Source organism: Ideonella oryzae, assembly GCF_024055665.1.
Lineage (GTDB): Bacteria > Pseudomonadota > Gammaproteobacteria > Burkholderiales > Burkholderiaceae_C > Ideonella > Ideonella oryzae.
Genome location: NZ_JAMXMC010000005.1, coordinates 295624 through 312057, shown reverse-complemented (window position 1 = coordinate 312057; position 16434 = coordinate 295624). Strand labels below are relative to the sequence as shown.

General features: G+C 69.8%; 15 protein-coding genes and 1 riboswitch. Of the genes, 4 read left to right on the top strand and 11 right to left on the bottom strand.

The window, feature by feature from the left end:
- Positions 1-3: 3 nt before the first annotated feature.
- Complete coding sequence (locus M0L44_RS10340; RefSeq protein WP_252769639.1) at positions 4-1119, top strand: class I SAM-dependent methyltransferase; 1116 nt, start codon at positions 4-6, stop codon at positions 1117-1119.
- Positions 1120-1131: 12 nt separating this feature from the next.
- Positions 1132-1323, top strand: a complete 192-nt coding sequence (locus M0L44_RS10335) for a DUF2905 domain-containing protein (RefSeq protein WP_022982149.1) — start codon at positions 1132-1134, stop codon at positions 1321-1323.
- A gap of 53 nt (positions 1324-1376) precedes the next feature.
- Here M0L44_RS10335 and M0L44_RS10330 read toward each other — a convergent pair whose 3' ends face one another.
- The 6 genes from M0L44_RS10330 to M0L44_RS10305 all read right to left on the bottom strand — a co-directional run bounded on the left by M0L44_RS10330 (position 1377) and on the right by M0L44_RS10305 (position 9759).
- Entirely contained in the window at positions 1377-3473 is a 2097-nt protein-coding gene (locus M0L44_RS10330; RefSeq protein WP_252769638.1) for a S46 family peptidase, read from the bottom strand.
- Positions 3474-3634: 161 nt separating this feature from the next.
- Complete coding sequence (locus M0L44_RS10325) at positions 3635-4855, bottom strand: multifunctional CCA addition/repair protein (RefSeq protein WP_252769637.1); 1221 nt, start codon at positions 4853-4855, stop codon at positions 3635-3637.
- 23 nt (positions 4856-4878) lie between these two features.
- On the bottom strand, positions 4879-5826 hold the full coding sequence (locus M0L44_RS10320) for a complex I NDUFA9 subunit family protein (RefSeq protein ID WP_252769715.1): 948 nt from the start codon (positions 5824-5826) through the stop codon (positions 4879-4881).
- A 38-nt stretch (positions 5827-5864) separates the two neighbouring features.
- Complete coding sequence (locus M0L44_RS10315) at positions 5865-7892, bottom strand: lytic transglycosylase domain-containing protein (RefSeq protein WP_252769636.1); 2028 nt, start codon at positions 7890-7892, stop codon at positions 5865-5867.
- 91 nt (positions 7893-7983) lie between these two features.
- On the bottom strand, positions 7984-8670 hold the full coding sequence (locus tag M0L44_RS10310) for a glutathione S-transferase family protein (protein ID WP_252769635.1): 687 nt from the start codon (positions 8668-8670) through the stop codon (positions 7984-7986).
- A 99-nt stretch (positions 8671-8769) separates the two neighbouring features.
- Positions 8770-9759 carry a LysR family transcriptional regulator gene (locus tag M0L44_RS10305; protein WP_252769634.1) on the bottom strand — a complete coding sequence of 330 codons (990 nt, stop codon included), beginning with the start codon at positions 9757-9759 and terminating at the stop codon, positions 8770-8772.
- Positions 9760-9872: 113 nt separating this feature from the next.
- Between M0L44_RS10305 and M0L44_RS10300 the strand changes: the two genes are divergently transcribed.
- Positions 9873-10214 (top strand): DUF2917 domain-containing protein, encoded by a 342-nt coding sequence (locus tag M0L44_RS10300; RefSeq protein WP_252769633.1) that lies wholly within the window; start codon positions 9873-9875, stop codon positions 10212-10214.
- 95 nt (positions 10215-10309) lie between these two features.
- Positions 10310-10918, top strand: a complete 609-nt coding sequence (locus M0L44_RS10295) for a 5-formyltetrahydrofolate cyclo-ligase (RefSeq protein WP_022980784.1) — start codon at positions 10310-10312, stop codon at positions 10916-10918.
- A gap of 125 nt (positions 10919-11043) precedes the next feature.
- Here M0L44_RS10295 and M0L44_RS10290 read toward each other — a convergent pair whose 3' ends face one another.
- The 5 genes from M0L44_RS10290 to ppk2 form a co-directional block, all read right to left on the bottom strand.
- Positions 11044-11658 (bottom strand): OmpW/AlkL family protein, encoded by a 615-nt coding sequence (locus M0L44_RS10290; protein WP_252769632.1) that lies wholly within the window; start codon positions 11656-11658, stop codon positions 11044-11046.
- A gap of 214 nt (positions 11659-11872) precedes the next feature.
- Positions 11873-12703 (bottom strand): methylenetetrahydrofolate reductase [NAD(P)H], encoded by an 831-nt coding sequence (metF, locus tag M0L44_RS10285; RefSeq protein WP_252769631.1) that lies wholly within the window; start codon positions 12701-12703, stop codon positions 11873-11875.
- A 17-nt stretch (positions 12704-12720) separates the two neighbouring features.
- Positions 12721-13479 (bottom strand): TlyA family RNA methyltransferase, encoded by a 759-nt coding sequence (locus tag M0L44_RS10280; RefSeq protein ID WP_252769630.1) that lies wholly within the window; start codon positions 13477-13479, stop codon positions 12721-12723.
- A 41-nt stretch (positions 13480-13520) separates the two neighbouring features.
- A complete protein-coding gene (ahcY, locus tag M0L44_RS10275; protein WP_252769629.1) occupies positions 13521-14963 on the bottom strand; it encodes an adenosylhomocysteinase in 1443 nt (480 codons plus the stop codon).
- Positions 14964-15065: 102 nt separating this feature from the next.
- A riboswitch (S-adenosyl-L-homocysteine riboswitch) is annotated at positions 15066-15147 on the bottom strand.
- Positions 15148-15259: 112 nt separating this feature from the next.
- Positions 15260-16432, bottom strand: a complete 1173-nt coding sequence (ppk2, locus tag M0L44_RS10270) for a polyphosphate kinase 2 (protein ID WP_252769628.1) — start codon at positions 16430-16432, stop codon at positions 15260-15262.
- Positions 16433-16434: the final 2 nt, after the last annotated feature.

Sequence of the window (16434 nt, the reverse complement as noted above, 5' to 3'; positions counted from 1 at the left end):
GCGATGCCAACAAGCGAACCCGACAGTGTATCGGCGGCCCTGACCGCGCGTCTGCGTGCGGTCATCGAAGCCGAAGGGGGCTGGCTGCCCTTCGACCGCTACATGGCCGAGGCCCTGTACGCCCCGGGCCTGGGCTATTACGCCAATGCCAGCCGCAAGTTCGGCTGGCTGCCCGAGAGCGGCAGTGATTTCGTCACCGCCCCCGAATTGTCGCCGCTGTTCGGCCGCGCGCTGGCACTGCAGGTGGCGCAGGCCCTGCAGGCCAGCGGCACGCGTGACATTTTCGAGTTCGGCGCCGGCTCCGGCGCGCTGGCCGAGCAGGTGCTGGACGCCCTGGCCGCCGCCGGCGTGGCGCTGGACCATTACAGCATCATGGACCTCTCGGGCACGCTGCGCGAGCGCCAGGCCCAGCGCCTGGCCCGCTTTGGCGACACGGTGCGCTGGCTGGACGCCTGGCCCGCCGAGCTGCACGGCGTGGTGCTGGGCAACGAGGTGCTGGACGCGATGCCGGTGCAACTGCTGGTGCGCAGCGACGATGGCACGCAGTGGCTGGAGCGTGGCGTGGTCTGGCACGAGGGCCGGCTGGTCTTTGCCGACCGGCCCACCGAACTCGCCATCCCCTTCGACGGCCCGGTGCTGCCCGGCACGGTCACGGAAATCCACCCCCAGGCCGAGGCCTTCGTGCGCAGCCTGGCGGGCCACCTGAAGGCCGGTGCAGCCTTCTTCATCGACTACGGTTTCCCGGAGGCCGAGTACTACCACCCGCAGCGCCACCAGGGCACGCTGATGTGCCACGCCGCCCACCGGGCCGACCCGGACCCGCTGGACCGCCCGGGCGAGAAGGACATCACCGCCCATGTGAACTTCACCGGCATCGCGCTGGCCGCGCAGGACGCCGGGCTGCAGGTGCTGGGCTACACCAGCCAGGCCCGCTTCCTCTTCAACTGCGGCCTGCTGGATCTGATGGCTGGCGCCGACCTGAAGACCAAGACCATGGCGCTCAAGCTGGTGGACGAGCACGAGATGGGCGAGCTGTTCAAGGTGATCGCCCTGGGTGCGCCGGGGCTGGACCTGGACCCCATCGGCTTCACCGAGGGTGACCGCACCCACCGCCTCTGAAGGAAGAACCCGATGCGCTGGATGCTGGTCTTCCTGATCGCCCTGCTGATCTTCAACCGCGCCGGCGAATGGCTGCAGAAGATCGGCCTGGGCCGCCTGCCGGGCGACATCCGCCTGCGCCTGTTCGGCCGTGAACTCTTCCTGCCGCTGGCCAGCAGCGTGGTGCTGGGGCTGATCGCCAGCGTGATCGGGCTGCTGATCTGAGGCCCTCGGCCTGAAGGCGGGGCAGGCGTTCCGCACGCCCGCCCCGGGCACCGTCAGTGGACGGCGCCAGCCTTCAGTTCGCTCACCAGCCGGTTGGCGTGGTAGACCTTGTCCAGGGTCTCCAGGATGGCGCCGGCATGCACGCTGACCGCACGGTTGTCGGCTTCGTCGTACCAGTAGGCGCCGCCCAGCGAACCCAGGTTGCCGTCGAAGATCAGGCCCACCAGCTCACCGCGGCGGTTGATCAGCGGGCTGCCCGAGTTGCCGCCGATGATGTCGTTGGTGCTGACCATGTTGAAGCGCTGCGCCGGGTTGAGGGCCTTCTGGGCGCTCAGCCAGCTCTGGGGCAGGGCGAACGGGTCTTCGCCGGTGGCACGGGCGAAGGTGCCGCCGATCTCGGTGAACGGAGCCACGGGCTGGCCGTTCTTCTTGAAGCCCTGGATCTCGCCGAAGCTCAGGCGCAGCGAGAAAGTGGCGTCCGGGTAGACCGAGGTGCCGGTGCGGGCAAAGCGCACGCGGGCGATTTGCTCGGCCGCGCGGGTCTCCACTGCCTTGACCTCGTTCTCGTGGCGGGCCCGCAGGGCGCGGGCTTCGGCATCGGTGGCCAGGGCCAGGCGGATGAAGGGGTCCTGGGAGGCGGCAATGGCTGCCGCGCCCCCGTCCCACAGGGCCTGGCGCACCTTGGGGTCCCCCAGCGTCGTGCCATCCACCAGCGCCGAGGCCAGCGTCTGCGGTGACTGGCGTCCCAGCACCTGGCGCACCAGCGGATCGTCCGCGCCCAGCCACTGGCGCATCTGGGCCAGCGACCAGGCCAGCTTCACCTTTTCGAAGGCGGGATCGACCGGCCGGGGCGCGAGCAGATGGCGCTGGGTGGCCAGCAGGGCGGCGTCGGCAAACTCCGGCAGGCGCTCGCCGCTGGGCTTGCTGCGTTCGGCCGCCGCACGCACCAGCGTGCGGGCCCAGCCGTAGTAGTCCGTCCAGTAGCCTTGGGCACCTTCGGTGTAGCTCAGGTGGGCTTGGATCTCGCGGTAGACCCGGGTGGCGCGGGCGATGTCGTCCCAGGCGCCCAGCGTGTCCTTCAGTTCCGGCCGACTGGCGGCGAACTGGCGCAGCGCAGCTTCCTCGCTGCGCTTGCGGGCCATCACCTCGGCGTCGCGCAGGGTTTCCAGCTGGCCGTATTGCACCTTGAAGCCGTTCTCGATCCAGCGCAGGGTCTTTTGCGCCAGACGGTTCTGCTCGGTGCCTTCGCTGCCGTACTGGTTCAGCAGGCCGCGTTGCTCGGCCTCGCGCAACAGGCGACCGGGCAGGTCCACGTCGCGCAGGGTTTCCAGCTGGGCCACGGTCAGCAGACGCTGGGTGCTGCCGGGGTTGCCGGCCGTGATCACCAGCTCGCCGGCCTCCGGGCCGTGCGGGTTGAGCGGGAAGAACTCGGGCGTGGCGGCGGGCCGGCCGTTCTCGTACACGCGCAGCAGGCCCATGTCCAGGTCGTAGCGGGGAAAGTCGAAGTTGTCCGGGTCGCCGCCGAAGGCACCGATGGACACCTCCGGCGCGAAGGCCAGTCGCACGTCCTGGTAGCGGTGGTAGCGGTAGAGGTGGCGGGCTCCGCCCTGGTAGAGCGTGACCACGTCACAGCGAACGGTGGCGTCCTGGCCGTTGACACAGGCCGACTCCAGGCGGGCGCGGGTGGCGTTGGCGGCCTCGGTGTAGGCCTGGCCGGTCTTGCCCGCCGTGGCCTGGGCAAAGGCCGCGCTCACGTCGGTGATCTGCTCCAGCCGGTTGAGCTCCATGCCGGGGCACTGGCGTTCCTCCTCGGGCCGTTGGGCGATGAAGCCACTCCGGCGCAGGTCCTGGCCAGGGCGGGAGAGGTCACCCAGGCAGCTGTCCACGCAGTGGTGGTTGGTCAGCACCAGGCCGCCGGCCGAGACGAAGGAGGTGGAGCAGCCGCTGGCCATGCGGGCCGCCGAGTGCATCACCTTGTTCACCCAGGCGTCGTCGGGGGTGAACCCGTATTTCTGGGCCAGGGTGGCCTTGGGCAGGTTGTCCAGGGTCCACATGCCTTCCATGGCGGAGGCGGTCAGGGAGGTGAATGCGCACAAGAGGGTGACGCCCAGCAGCGGGGTGATGCTGGGGCGGTGCCGGAACACGGGCATCGGGAGAGGTCCTTTGTGAGGCGGAAAACAACAGACCCCGCGCAGCAGGTGATGCCGACGGGGTCTGGCAGCAAGGCCTGGCGGATCGAGCGCCAGCAAACCCAGTGTCACATGGATGCACCGGAAAGTGCGGAGTTCCACACTTCCTGCGGAGAACCAGCTCAGATGGCCATGGCCACCGCGTTGGCGCGCGCCATGTGGATGGCATCGCCGATCTGCGGGCCCTTGGCGCCGCGGGCCTGGGCTTCGGCCGCCACCTGGGCGGTGTTCACGTCCAGCCCGGCCTGCAAGGCCTGGCGCAGCAACGGCGCGCTGGGGTAGTCGGCGTGTTCCAGGCCCAGGCGGCCGCGGGCATCGGCCTCGCAGGCCAGCAGGGCCAGCTCGAAGCGTTCCGGCCGGCGAAAGGCGTCGCAGCGTTCCAGCAGACGCAGCACCGCGGCGGCGCCGAAGGTGGCGGCCTGGTGGATGTGGGTGTGCTCGCGCGCGACCACCAGGGCCAGCTCGCTGCATTCGCTGGGCGGCTTCAGCCGGCTGCACAGTTCGCGGGTCAGGCGCTCGCTGCGCGCCTCATGGGCGATGTGGCGGGGCCACTCTTCGGGCGGGGTCGTGCCCTTGCCCAGGTCGTGGCACAGCGCGGCAAAGCGGGTGGCGAGCGGCGCCTGCAGGTGCGCGGCCTGGTCCAGCACCAGCAGCAGGTGGGCGCCGGTGTCCACCTCGGGGTGGAACTCGGCGCGCTGGGGCACGCCCCAGAGCCGGTCCACCTCGGGCAGCAGCCGGGCCAGGGCGCCGCAGTCGCGCAGCACCTCCAGCATGCGGCTGGGCCGCACCTCCATCAGGCCAGTGGCCAGCTCCTGCCAGACGCGCTCGGGCACCAGGGCATCCACCTCGCCGGCGTCGACCATCTGGCGCATCAGGGCCAGGGTCTCGGGCGCGACGGAGAAATCGGGGAAGCGGGCAGCGAAGCGGGCCAGGCGCAGGATGCGCACCGGGTCCTCGGCGAAGGCGGCGCTGACATGGCGCAGCACTTGGGCGGCCAGATCGCGCTGGCCGCCGCAGGGGTCGATCAGCGAGCCGTCCTCGGCGCGGGCGATGGCGTTGATGGTCAGGTCACGACGCTGCAGGTCCTGCTCCAGCGTCACGTCCGGCGCGGCGTGGAAGACGAAGCCGTGGTAACCCGGCGCGGTCTTGCGCTCGGTGCGGGCCAGGGCGTATTCCTCGTGCGTCTGCGGGTGCAGGAAGACCGGGAAGTCCTTGCCCACCGGGGTGTAGCCGGCGGCCAGCATGTCTTCGGGCGTGGCGCCCACCACCACCCAGTCGCGGTCGTTCACTGGCCGCTGGAGCAGGGCATCGCGCACCGCGCCGCCGACGACATAGGCTTTCATAAGGGTCCTGGTCCGATCAGCGTTCAGCGGTGGCGCGCACGCCAGCTGTCCAGCCGGGCACAGCGCTGCCCGGGCTGCAGATAGCCCGGCACCACGGCCAGCAGCGGGCTGGGGGCAATGCCCAGGTCCGCCAGGCCGGGGTGCTGGCCGGTGGCCACATTGGGCACGGTCATCGAGGCCAGGTTGTCCCGGCTCATCAGCGTCTTGCCCGGGGCGAATTCCATGGCCAGGGCCTGCAGCGTGGCCAGCGGGCCAGGCAGGGGCAGGATGGGGCGGGGGTGGCCGCTGGCCTCGCCAGCCAGCCGCACCAGCTCGGCCAGGGTCTTCACCTCGGGGCCGGCGCATTCGTAGACCTGGCCGATGGTGTCCGGCCGTTCCAGACAGGCGGCGATGGCCGCGGCCACGTCGTCCACCCACACCGGCTGGAAGCGGGCGTCCGCCCCGGCCAGGGGCAGGACGGGGAACAGGGCCTGCAGCTGGGCGAAGAGGTTGAGGAAGCGGTCGTTGGCACCGAAGATGACCGAGGGCCGCAGCAGCGTCAGGTCCAGCTCGGCCTCGCGCAGCGCGGCTTCGCCGCGGCCCTTGCTGCGCAGGTAGCGCGAGGGGCCGGCCGGGTCGGCGCCCAGCGCGCTGATATGGACGAGGCGGCGCACGCCTTGGCGCCGGCAGGCGGCGGCCAGTCGGCGCGGCAGGGCCACATGCACCTGTTCGAAGGCGGCTTCGCTGCCATGCAGGATGGCCACCAGGTTGACCACCGCGTCGCAGCCGGCCAGCAGGCGGTCGAGCTGGGCGTCGTCATGCACGTCGGCCTGCAGCACGTCCACCAGGGGCAGGGGCTGCACCACCTGGGCGTTGGCCAGCCGGCGGGTGGGCACGCGCAGGCGTGGCCCGGCCTCCCAGCGGTCCACCAGGGTTTCGCACAGGGCGCGGCCGACAAAGCCGCTGCCGCCAAGAATGAGCACCGATCGCAAGGTCATGTCAGGCCTGAAGCAAGCCAGGGGCCAGGAGGTCAGGGCAGGTCCGCGTCCAGGGCCGGAACCGGCGTGTTGCGCGGCCCGATGCTGGGACCCAGCCGGGCCTTCAGCGACGCGGGCTTTCCGCCCATCAGGCCGGCATAGTAGGTGGCGTTGGACAGCACCTTCTTGACGTAATCCCGGGTTTCGTTGAATGGGATGTTCTCCACCCACATCGCCGGTTCCAGCGCCGGGCCGTCGCGCCAGCGCCGCGGGCGGTTGGGCCCGGCGTTGTAGGCCGCCGCGGCCAGGGCCTGCGAGCCGTCCATGTCGTCCAGCACCAGCTTGAGGTAGGCGGTGCCCAGCTTGAGGTTGACCGAGCGGTCGGCCAGCATGGTGGGCTTGTAGTCGCCCATGCCGATCTTCTTGGCTGTCCACTTGGCGGTGGCAGGCATCACCTGCATCAGGCCGCTGGCGCCCACGCCGGAGCGGGCATCGGTGATGAAGCGCGATTCCTGCCGCACCAGACCGTAGGCGTAGGCCGCGTCCAGGCCGATCTCGCGCGCCCGGGGCAGCAACTCGTCGCTGTGCGGGGTGGGAAAGCGTTGCGCCAGGTCGAATTCGGCGCGGGTCTTCTCGCTGCTGTTGATGCAGCGGTCCCAGATCTCGCGTTCGCAGGCCAGCTGGGCGGCCGACAGCAGCTCGCGGTCACTCAGGCCGATGAGCGAGAAATTCCATTCGCGCACCGCTTCGGAGCGCATGCCGATGCCGAACAGGGTCAGCGCGCGCTGCAGGCCGGGGTGGCGGCGCATCGCGTCGCGCTCGGTAGGGCTCAGGGCCGCGGGGCGGGGCGGCAGGGGTTGGAGGCTGCCCAGGTCCTCGGCGGCCAGCTGGCCGTAGTAGCCCAGCTGTGGCGCCAGCGCCTGCAACAGGGCCTGGCCGTCCTGGCGCTGGGCCTCGCCGGCTGCCCCGGGCTTGGCCAGCGCCAGCAGGGCGCGGGCCCGCCAGTACTGCCACACCGCGTTGTTGCGCTCGTCCACGCCCATGGCGTCGATGCAGCGCAGCACGCCGTTCCAGCGCTCCTCGCCACTGCCCAGGCGCAGCCAGGCGCGGGCCTGCCAGGCCAGGGTGTCGTCGCTCCAGTCCGGGTCGCGGGCCTCGCGCTTCTTCAGGCGGCCCCAGGCCTTCTGGGTCCAGTCCAGGGCCTCGGGCATCAGGGCGAAGGCGGCCTGTCGGGCGGTGACGGCCCAGGCCCAGGCGGCGGCCTCCGCATCCAGGTGCTGGCTCCAGCGGTCTTCCAGTTGCTTGGCGGCCATGGCCGGATCACCGGCGGCCAGACGGGCCAGGGCCAAGGCGGTCAGGCCGTCCTCGCGCCGGTTGCCGCTGCCGGCCTTGCGGGCCAGGTAGCGGGCGGGGTTGTCGAAGATCTCGGCCAGCGGCTTGGCCACACCGTCGCCCAGCAGGCCGGCCACGGCGCGGGCCTGCTTCTGCCGGTTGGCCTCCACCGCCTGGCGCAGCTTGCGCCAGACATCGGTGTCGCTGAACTGGCGGGCGTCGAGCAGGGTCTGGGCCAGCAGCTGGCAGCCGTTGTCGGCTTCCTTCTGGGCCATCCAGGCCTTGCGGGCCGCGTCGGTGACGGGCTGGCCGGACTGCTGCGCCGCGACCAGGGCATAGCAGGTGACCTCGCGGTCGTCGTCCATGCGAAAGCGCGGGTATTCGCGCGCCACGCCGGCCCAGTCGCGGCGTCGACCGAGTTCCAGCAGCCAGTCGTTACGCAGCCGGTCTTCCACATAGCTGCCGGGCCAGCGGGCGTAGAAGGCCTCGACCTCGGGGGCGGAGACTTCGCTGAGCCGGCTGTTCAGATCCCAGTAGTCGATCCAGGGCGTCAGAGGATAGCGGGCGTCCTGTGCCGCGGTCTTCAGCGCGGAGAGCCGGTCCTTGTCGCGCTTCTGGAAGGCCTCCTTGGCCTGTCGGATCAGGGTGTCGTCCAGGTCCTGGGCCGAGGCGGCGGGCAGCAGGCCGGCCGCGCCGGCCAGCAGGCCCAGGGTGAGGGCGGCCAGGGGGCGGAACAGGAAGGAGCGCATCGTTCAAGCACTGTACCGCAGCCCCGCCGCGCACCCGAGGGACAACCCGGCCCCCATCGGGTGTTCTGGGGAGCGTCGGGCCGCCTGGTGTTCAGGCGGCCGGGGCCCGGCGGTAGGGCTCCTCGAAGCCCAGGAAATCCCGCTCCACCAAGGCCTGGGCCACCCAGGCCGCCACGCCCGGGCTGGCCCAGATGCGGTCCATGTAGGCCTGCACGGCCGGGCTGACCGGCAGGGCGTAGCTGCGCAGCCGGGCCACCACTGGGGCGTAGTAGGCGTCGACGATGCCGAAGTCGCCGAACAGGAAAGGCCCGCCGCTGGCGGCCAGGGCTTCGGTCCACATGGTTTGCAGGCGGGCCAGGTCGGCGGCCACAGCCGGCTGTTCGCGCAGCACCTGGGCGCCCACCTCGGGCAGGCTGGCCTCGATGTTCATCGGGCAGGCGTTGCGCAGGGCGCCAAAGCCGCTGTGCATCTCGGCGCACAGGCTGCGGGCGCGGGCCCGGGCGGCTGGGTCGGCGGGCCACAGCGGGTGCTGCGGGAAGCGCTCGGCCAGGGTCTCGGCAATGGCCAGCGAGTCCCAGACGATCAGATCGCCCTCCACCAGCAGCGGCACCTTGCCGGTGGGCGCCAGGGCGCCAACCACGGTCTTGAAGCGCGAGCCGGGGTCGAAGCTGTCGAAGCGGACCAGGGCCTCCTCGAAGGGCAGGCCGAAGTGGGTCATCAGCACCCAGGGGCGCATGGACCAGGACGAGTAGTTCTTGTTGCCGATGTAGAGCTGCATGAGGCGACCTCGGGATGGGATGGCCGCATGCTACGGGCCCGCCCACGCGGCCGGGGTGAATTCCCTGCATCGCCGCCATGCGCGGCCGTCATGGCTGGTTCAGTCGGCGTGGGCCAGGCTGTCGGGGTCGGCGTGGTCGCCAATGGCCTGGCGGGTGGCGGCCGCTTGGTCCAGCACCCAGCGGGTGAAGGCCTGCTGCTCGGGCCGCGGGGGCTGGCTGCCGCCCAAGGGCACCAGCCAGTAATCGTGCTGGCTCCAGAGCCGGCAGGCCGGGCCGAAGGGCTCCACCAGTTCCCCCCGCGCCAGCCCGTCATGCACCAGGGCCAGCCGTGCCAGGGCCACGCCCTGGCCGGCCAGGGCCGCCTGCATCTGCTGGTGGGTGTAGTTGGTGCTGAACCAGCGCTTGGGCTGCAGCCGGTCCAGGCCCTGGGCGGCCAGCCAGGCCGGCCAGGCCAGGGCGCTGGAGTGGGCACTGCCGTCGTCCATCTCCAGCAAGGTGTGCTGGGCCAGGTCGGCAGGCTGCTTCAGCGGGGGGGCATCGCCCCGGGCCACGGCCGCGGCCAGGCCCGCGCCGATGACGGGGCTGAGCACCTCGCCGAACAGCCGGATGGCCGAGGCCGGCGCCCGTTCCGGCCGGCACTGGCGCAATGCCAGGTCCAGCTCCGGGTCGTCCTCGTCCACCAACCGGTCGGAGGCCGAGATGCGGATGTCCACCGTGGGGTGGGCACGCTCGAACTCCACCAGTCGCGGCATCAGCCACAGCGAGGCGAAGGAGGGGAAGGTGGTCAGGCTCACCTGGTGGCGCGAGCGGGCCAGGCGGATCTGCCGGACGGTGACGTCCAGCCGGGTCAGCAGCGGGGCCACGGTGCGCAGCAGGGCCTGGCCAGCGGCGGTGAGTTCGACCTTGCGGGTGCCGCGGGTGAACAGTGGGGCGCCCAGTTCCTGTTCCAGGCCTTTGATCTGGCGGCTGATGGCGGGCTGCGTGAGGTGCATCTCCTCGGCCGCGGCACTGAAGCTCAGGCGCCGGGCCACCGCCTCGAAGCTGCGCAGGCAGTCCAGGGTCAGGGGGCGGTGGCTCAGATGATTCATGCGCGGATGGTATCAATCCAGGGCGTACTCGTCATTGGATCTTCGACGTCGACAAGCCGAAGATACGGGCTGTGGACAGGTTCTGGGAACTGCCACCTTTGAGGAGATTGATGATGAAGCTGCATTCCACGATGAGCCTTGATGGCGTCTGGCGCGGTCGGGCGGGGCAGGCAGGCGAACTGCTGGTGGCCACCGGCCGCGTGTGGCTGACCCGGGACGGCGATCTGGCCGACCATGTGTTGGCCGCGGGCGATCGCCTGCGCTTGGCGGCGGGCGACCGCATCACGCTGGAGCCCTGGGCGCCGGGGCGTGCGCCGGTGCTGGTCTGGCAGGTGCCCGCTCGCCTGCACGGGGTGCGGGCGGTGCTGCGTGCCGGAGCGCGGCTGCTGGCGGGCCAGCTCGAGCGCGCAGCCCGTCGGCTGCAGGCCTGGGCGGGGGATCTGTCGGCCGCCTGAGTGGCTTGCCCGGGCATGGCCCAGGGCCGGCGGTGTCAGCGCACACAGTGGGCGCACAATCGAGGCGTGTTGTTGACGGTGACCCGCCCCACGCCATGACCCTGCCGTTCAAGCTCAACCTCGAACCCTCGCGCGACAAGGCCGTGCTGCGCAAGCAGCTGCAGGCCGAGCGCATGGCCTTGCTGGATCGCCACCAGCGGGCCGCGCACCTCCAGGAGGTGCTGATGGTCTGGCTGATCAGCCGGCCCGAGAAGACGATCGGCGCCTACTGGCCGATCAAGGGCGAGTTCGATGCGCTGCCGGCGCTCTACCGCTGGAGCGAAGCGGCCGAGGCGGGTGAGGAACGCCGCATCGGCCTGCCGGTGATCAACCGCGAGACCAAGCAGCTGACCTTCCACGTCTGGTATCCAGGCTGTCCGATGGAAGAGGATGCCTACGGCATTCCCAAGCCCAAGGACACCGAGGCCTTTCACCCTGAACTGCTGCTGGTGCCCTGCGTGGGCTACGGCCCTGGCGGTGTGCGCCTGGGCTACGGCGGCGGCTTCTACGACCGCACCCTGGCGGCGCTGCAGCCCCGCCCGGTCACGGCCGGAGTGGGCTACACCCACGGCTACGTGCCCTGGCTGCAGGCCGAACCGCACGACATCCCGCTGGACGCCATCCTCACCGACGAGGGCGTGCACTGGCAGCGCGGCGAGGACTGACTGCAATCTGCGCCTGGCGGCATCGTCGCGCTGCAGTGCGCCGGCCATGAAAAAAGGGGCTGCCCTGCGGCAGCCCCTCAAAACATGGACCCTCGAAAGGAGCCCCGCGAGGGGCCCCGGCTTCATCAGAAGCGGTAGCCGACACCCACGCTGAACAGCAGCGGGTCGACGTTGAAGTCGCCGATCTTGGTGCCATCGACCTTGACGTCCACGCCGATCTTGACCTTCTTGACGTCCAGGTTCACCAGCCAGCCGTTGCCGACCGGGATGTCCACACCGGCCTGCACCGCCCAGCCGAAGCTGTTGTCGGAGATGCTGGGCTTCAGGGCCGCCACATCGGCGTTGGTCCAGTGGACTTGGGTGATGCTGGTGTAGTTGATACCGGCACCGACGTAGGGGCGGAAGCCCTGGAAGTTGGTGAAGTGGTACTGGGCGGTCAGGGTCGGGGGCAGGTGGCGGAAAGCGCCGATCTTGACGCCGTCCGACTTGATTTCCTGGTACTGCGGATAGGTCAGGATCAGCTCAGCCGCGATGTTCGGCGTGAAGAAGTAGCTGATGTCCAGTTCCGGGAAAGCCTTGTCGTTGGTCGACAGCTTCAGGTCCGGGGTGGTGGATCCACCGTTGTCCGATTGCAGATAGAGCGCACGACCACGCACCAGCCAGTTGCCAGAATCCTGGGCGGCGGCGAATTGGGGGGCCAGGGCGGCCACGGCGGCCAGGGCGATCAGTTGCTTGCGCATGTGGGGACTCCGTCTCTTCTCTTCAGGTTGCAAAGGGGTGACCATTTCGTTTGGTCTGGCGCTATTGCAACGTGAAGTAGCCGAAGTCAAGCTGAGTCGGCGCAAGCTGCCTGCATCCGCGGGTCGGACCTCGCGATGGACTTGATCCAAGTCAGATCGCTGAGGTGAGGGTGACGCCACCGCGCAACAGTCTGTTGGGTCACCCGCCCAACGCTCAGGACACCAGGCCCAGTTGCTGGCAGAGGGCCAGCGTCGGACCGCTCTGGTTCATCGTGTAGAAGTGCAGGCCCGGGGCGCCCCCGGCGCGCAGGCGCTCGCACAGCGCGCCCACCACCTCCAGACCAAAGGCCTTGATGCTGGCGCTGTCGTCGCCAAAGCTCTGCAGGCGCAGCCGAATCCAGCGGGGGATGTCCGCGCCACAGCTGTCGGCGAAGCGCAGGATGCCGCTGGCATTGGTGATCGGCATGATGCCCGGCACGATGGGCACGTTCACACCCAGCGCCCGCGCCTCTTCCACGAAGCGGAAGTAGGCGTCGGCGTTGAAGAAGAACTGGGTGATGGCCGAGCTGGCGCCGGCGGCCACCTTGGCCGCGAAGGCCTGCAGGTCAGCCTGCGGGCTGCGGGCCTGGGGATGCATCTCGGGGTAGGCGGCCACCTCCAGATGGAAGCGGTCGCCCGTTTCCGCGCGGATGAAGGCCACCAGCTCGCTGGCGTAGCGGAACTGGCCGAAGCCGCCGTAGCCGCTGGGCAGGTCGCCGCGCAGTGCGACGATGCGCTGCACGCCCATCTCGGCGAAGCGTTGCAGTTGGGCGCGGATGGCGTCCTCGCTGGCGCCGATGCAGCTGAAGTGCGGTGCGCCGGCATGGCCCTCGGCCAGGATGGCCTGCACGGTCTGCAGCGTGCCGTCCTGGGTGGAGCCGCCCGCGCCGTAGGTCACGGAGCAGAAGGTGGGCCGCAGCGCGTACAGCGCCTGGCGGGCCGCGGCCAGCTTGGTGACGCCTTCAGGGGTCTTGGGAGGGAAGAATTCCAGGCTGATGGGGGTCATGGGAATGCTCGCAGGGCTCAGGCCGGCTGTTGGGCCCAGACAAAGAACTCGGTGTTGCCGTTGCCGCCCTTGATCGGGCTTTCAAAGTACTTGCGCACCTTCAGGCCGTGGGCCTTGCAGGCCTGCCAGAGGCGGTTTTCCACTTCAATGAAGTGCTTGGGGTCGCGCACGATGCCGCCCTTGCCGATTTGCGCGGGCTGCAGCTCGAACTGTGGCTTGACCAGCAGCAGCAGGTCACCGCCCGGCGCCAGATACTCGACCATGGTCGGCAGCACGTGGGTGGAGGTGATGAAGGACAGGTCGGCGGTGACGAAGCTGAAGCTGTGCGGCGCCTGTTCGGCCGCAAAGACGCTCCCCTCCACATCGCGGGCGTTGATGCCTTCGTAGGCACGCACCCGCGGGTCGGTTCGCAGCTTGGCGCTGAGCTGGCCGTGCCCCACATCCACACCCACCACGCTGGCCGCCCCGGCCTGCAGCAGTGCGTCGGTGAAGCCGCCCGTGCTCTGGCCCAGGTCCAGGCAGTGGCGGCCGCTGACGTCGATGCCGCAGGCCTGCAGCGCGCCTTCGAGCTTCAGCCCGCCGCGCGAGACGAAGCGCAATTCGTCCTGGCGTGTGACTTCGACCTGGGCGTCCTCGGGCACGGCCTCACCCGCCTTGCTGGGCACCACCCAGCCCTTCGGGCCGAGCCAGCGCACCCCCTTGGTCTCAATCAGTCGCTGGGCCGCCGAGCGGGTCGGGGCCAGGCCCAGTTGAAGGATTCGTTGGTCGAGACGCATGGGGTGGGGTGGTGGGGTGGCAAGGAGGGTGCGGGGGCCGCTCAGTAGCGGTAGCTGTCCGGCTTGTACGGGCCTTCGACGGGGACGCCGATGTAGGCGGCCTGCTCGGGCGTCAGCGTGGTCAGCTGGGCGTTGAGCGTGGTCAGCTGCAGGCGGGCCACCTTCTCGTCGAGCTTCTTGGGCAGCACATAGACCTGGCCGGCGGCGTAGTCGTTCGGGCGGGTGAACAGCTCGATCTGCGCCAGGGTCTGGTTGGCGAAGCTGGAGCTCATCACATAGCTGGGGTGGCCGGTGGCGCAGCCCAGGTTCACCAGGCGGCCCTTGGCCAGCAGGATGATGCGGTGGCCGTCCGGGAAGATCACATGGTCCACCTGGGGCTTGATCTCTTCCCACTGGCACTGCTCTTCCAGCTTGGCGACCTGGATCTCGTTGTCGAAGTGGCCGATGTTGCAGACGATGGCGTTGTTCTTCATCGCCGCCATGTGCTCGAAGGTGATCACGTCGCGGTTGCCGGTGGTGGTCACGAAGATGTCGGCTTGGGGAGCCGCCCATTCCATCGTCACCACGCGGAAGCCTTCCATCGCGGCCTGCAGGGCGTTGATCGGGTCGACTTCGGTCACCCACACCTGGGCGCTCAGCGCGCGCAGGGCCTGGGCCGAGCCCTTGCCCACGTCACCGTAGCCGCAGACCACGGCGATCTTGCCGGCCACCATCACGTCGGTGGCGCGCTTGATGCCGTCCACCAGCGATTCCCGGCAGCCGTACAGGTTGTCGAACTTGCTCTTGGTGACCGAGTCGTTGACGTTGATGGCGCGGAACAGCAGCGTGCCCTTGGCGCTCATCTCGTTGAGGCGGTGCACGCCGGTGGTGGTCTCCTCGGTCACGCCGATGATCTCGGCCGACTTGCGGCTGTACCAGGTCGGGTCCACGGCCAGCTTGGCCTTGATCGCGGCGAAGAGGATGCGCTCTTCCTCGCTGGCAGGGTTGGCCAGCACGGACAGGTCCTTCTCGGCCTTCTGGCCCAGGTGCATCAGCAGCGTCGCGTCGCCGCCATCGTCCAGGATCATGTTGGGGCCTTCGCCCGTGGTGCCCTTGGCGCCGAACTCGAAGATGCGGTGGGTGTAGTCCCAGTAGTCCACCAGCGTCTCGCCCTTGTAGGCGAACACCGGGGTGCCGGCGGCCACCAGCGCGGCGGCGGCGTGGTCCTGGGTCGAGAAGATGTTGCAGGAGGCCCAGCGCACTTCGGCGCCCAGAGCCTGCAGCGTTTCCACCAGCACACCGGTCTGGATGGTCATGTGCAGCGAGCCGGTGATGCGCGCGCCCTTCAGGGGCTGGCTGGCGGCGTATTCCTGGCGGATGGCCATCAGCGCGGGCATCTCGTGCTCGGCAATGGTCAGTTCCTTGCGGCCCCAGTCGGCCAGCGAGAGATCGGCCACCACGTACTGTTCGGGGGCCAGGGCGGTCTTGGGCAGTGCAGCGTTCATCGGTTGCTCCATCGGTTCGACAAGCCCGCACGCGGGACCGAAGGAGGACCGGGAGGCGAACGGTTCAGACGTTCGCCCAGGGCTCACCGCGGCACCAGGAAGTGCGGGTGAGCGCCGTTGCAGAAGAAGGGGTTCCGAGCCTGGGGTCCGTCAGTCGACGGGCCTTGCAACGCTCCTCGGAAGCAGGCAGCCAGTGTAGCAGTGGGTCTGCCGCAGCGCGCAGCTTCCGGCCCGGCGCCAGATGTGACAAAGCGGGCACTTGGGCCCGCTTTGTCGTGTCAGGATGCGAGAGGCGCTCAGGCCTGGCTGTCCATCGTGGCCAGTTGGTCCTCGCTCAGACTGGGCACCAGCGAGGGGCGGCCCACGATCAGCGGGTCCACCGGGCCGATGGCCTCCAGGCTCTTCTTGCCGTAGGACAGGCGGTGCAGCACGTAGCGCATGGCGTTCAGGCGCGCGCGCTTCTTGCAGTCGGACTTGATCACCGTCCAGGGCGCATCGGAGGTGTCGCAGTGCAGGAACATGGCCTCCTTGGCGCGGGTGTAGTCGTCCCACTTGTCCAGGCTGGCCATGTCGATGGGGCTGAGCTTCCACTGCTTGAGCGGGTGCAGCTGGCGCTCCTTGAAGCGGCGGCGCTGCTCGCTGCGGCTGACCGAGAACCAGAACTTGAACAGGTGCACACCGTCGCGCACCAGCTGGCGCTCGAACTCCGGCGCCTGTCGCAGGAACTCCTGGTACTGGTTGTCGGAGCAGAAGCCCATCACCCGTTCGACGCCAGAACGATTGTACCAGCTGCGGTCGAACATCACGATCTCGCCGCGGGTGGGCAGGTGCTGGATGTAGCGCTGGAAGTACCACTGACCCTGTTCCACCTCGCTGGGCTTTTCCAGTGCCACCACGCGGGCACCGCGGGGGTTCAGGTGCTCCATGAAGCGCTTGATGGTGCCGCCCTTGCCAGCCGCGTCGCGGCCTTCGAAGATGATCACCACACGCTGGCGGGTCTCCTTGACCCAGGCCTGCAGCTTCAGCAGTTCCACCTGCAGGCGGTACTTCTGCTCTTCGTAGCTGCGGCGCGAGAGCAGGTTCTTGTAGGGATAGTGGCCTTCGCGCCAGCCGACGGCCAGCTCCAGGTCGGGGTCGATGCCGGTGGGGGCCGGCTTGCGGCGCGCGTTGATCTCGCGGCGCAGGGCCTTGAGGTCATCGGGCGAGGCGCCGTCCAGCAGGGCCCGCAGCGGGTCGGTCGACAGGCCGGTCTGCAGCAGCCCACCCACCACTTCAGCCTGCACCACCTGGGCGGCCTCGCGGGCCGCCTCCACCTCCAGCTTCTGCAGCGCGCGGGCGCTGGCCTTGGGCCGCACGCTGCCCACGGCCACGGCCACGGGGGCCGGGGTGCGGGTCTTGCGCTGGCGGGGAACGGAGGTTTCGATGGCGGCCGGGGTTTCGGGAGCGGGGGTGGGTTGTTGTCGTGCCATGG

Coding starts and splice junctions, on each gene's coding strand:
- M0L44_RS10340 (WP_252769639.1), top strand. CDS start 4: ATGCCAACAAGCGAACCCGACAGTGTATCGGCGGCCCTGACCGCGCGT.
- M0L44_RS10335 (WP_022982149.1), top strand. CDS start 1,132: ATGCGCTGGATGCTGGTCTTCCTGATCGCCCTGCTGATCTTCAACCGC.
- M0L44_RS10330 (WP_252769638.1), bottom strand. CDS start 3,473: ATGCCCGTGTTCCGGCACCGCCCCAGCATCACCCCGCTGCTGGGCGTC.
- M0L44_RS10325 (WP_252769637.1), bottom strand. CDS start 4,855: ATGAAAGCCTATGTCGTCGGCGGCGCGGTGCGCGATGCCCTGCTCCAG.
- M0L44_RS10315 (WP_252769636.1), bottom strand. CDS start 7,892: ATGCGCTCCTTCCTGTTCCGCCCCCTGGCCGCCCTCACCCTGGGCCTG.
- M0L44_RS10310 (WP_252769635.1), bottom strand. CDS start 8,670: ATGCAGCTCTACATCGGCAACAAGAACTACTCGTCCTGGTCCATGCGC.
- M0L44_RS10305 (WP_252769634.1), bottom strand. CDS start 9,759: ATGAATCATCTGAGCCACCGCCCCCTGACCCTGGACTGCCTGCGCAGC.
- M0L44_RS10300 (WP_252769633.1), top strand. CDS start 9,873: ATGAAGCTGCATTCCACGATGAGCCTTGATGGCGTCTGGCGCGGTCGG.
- M0L44_RS10295 (WP_022980784.1), top strand. CDS start 10,310: ATGACCCTGCCGTTCAAGCTCAACCTCGAACCCTCGCGCGACAAGGCC.
- M0L44_RS10290 (WP_252769632.1), bottom strand. CDS start 11,658: ATGCGCAAGCAACTGATCGCCCTGGCCGCCGTGGCCGCCCTGGCCCCC.
- metF (WP_252769631.1), bottom strand. CDS start 12,703: ATGACCCCCATCAGCCTGGAATTCTTCCCTCCCAAGACCCCTGAAGGC.
- M0L44_RS10280 (WP_252769630.1), bottom strand. CDS start 13,479: ATGCGTCTCGACCAACGAATCCTTCAACTGGGCCTGGCCCCGACCCGC.
- ahcY (WP_252769629.1), bottom strand. CDS start 14,963: ATGAACGCTGCACTGCCCAAGACCGCCCTGGCCCCCGAACAGTACGTG.
- ppk2 (WP_252769628.1), bottom strand. CDS start 16,432: ATGGCACGACAACAACCCACCCCCGCTCCCGAAACCCCGGCCGCCATC.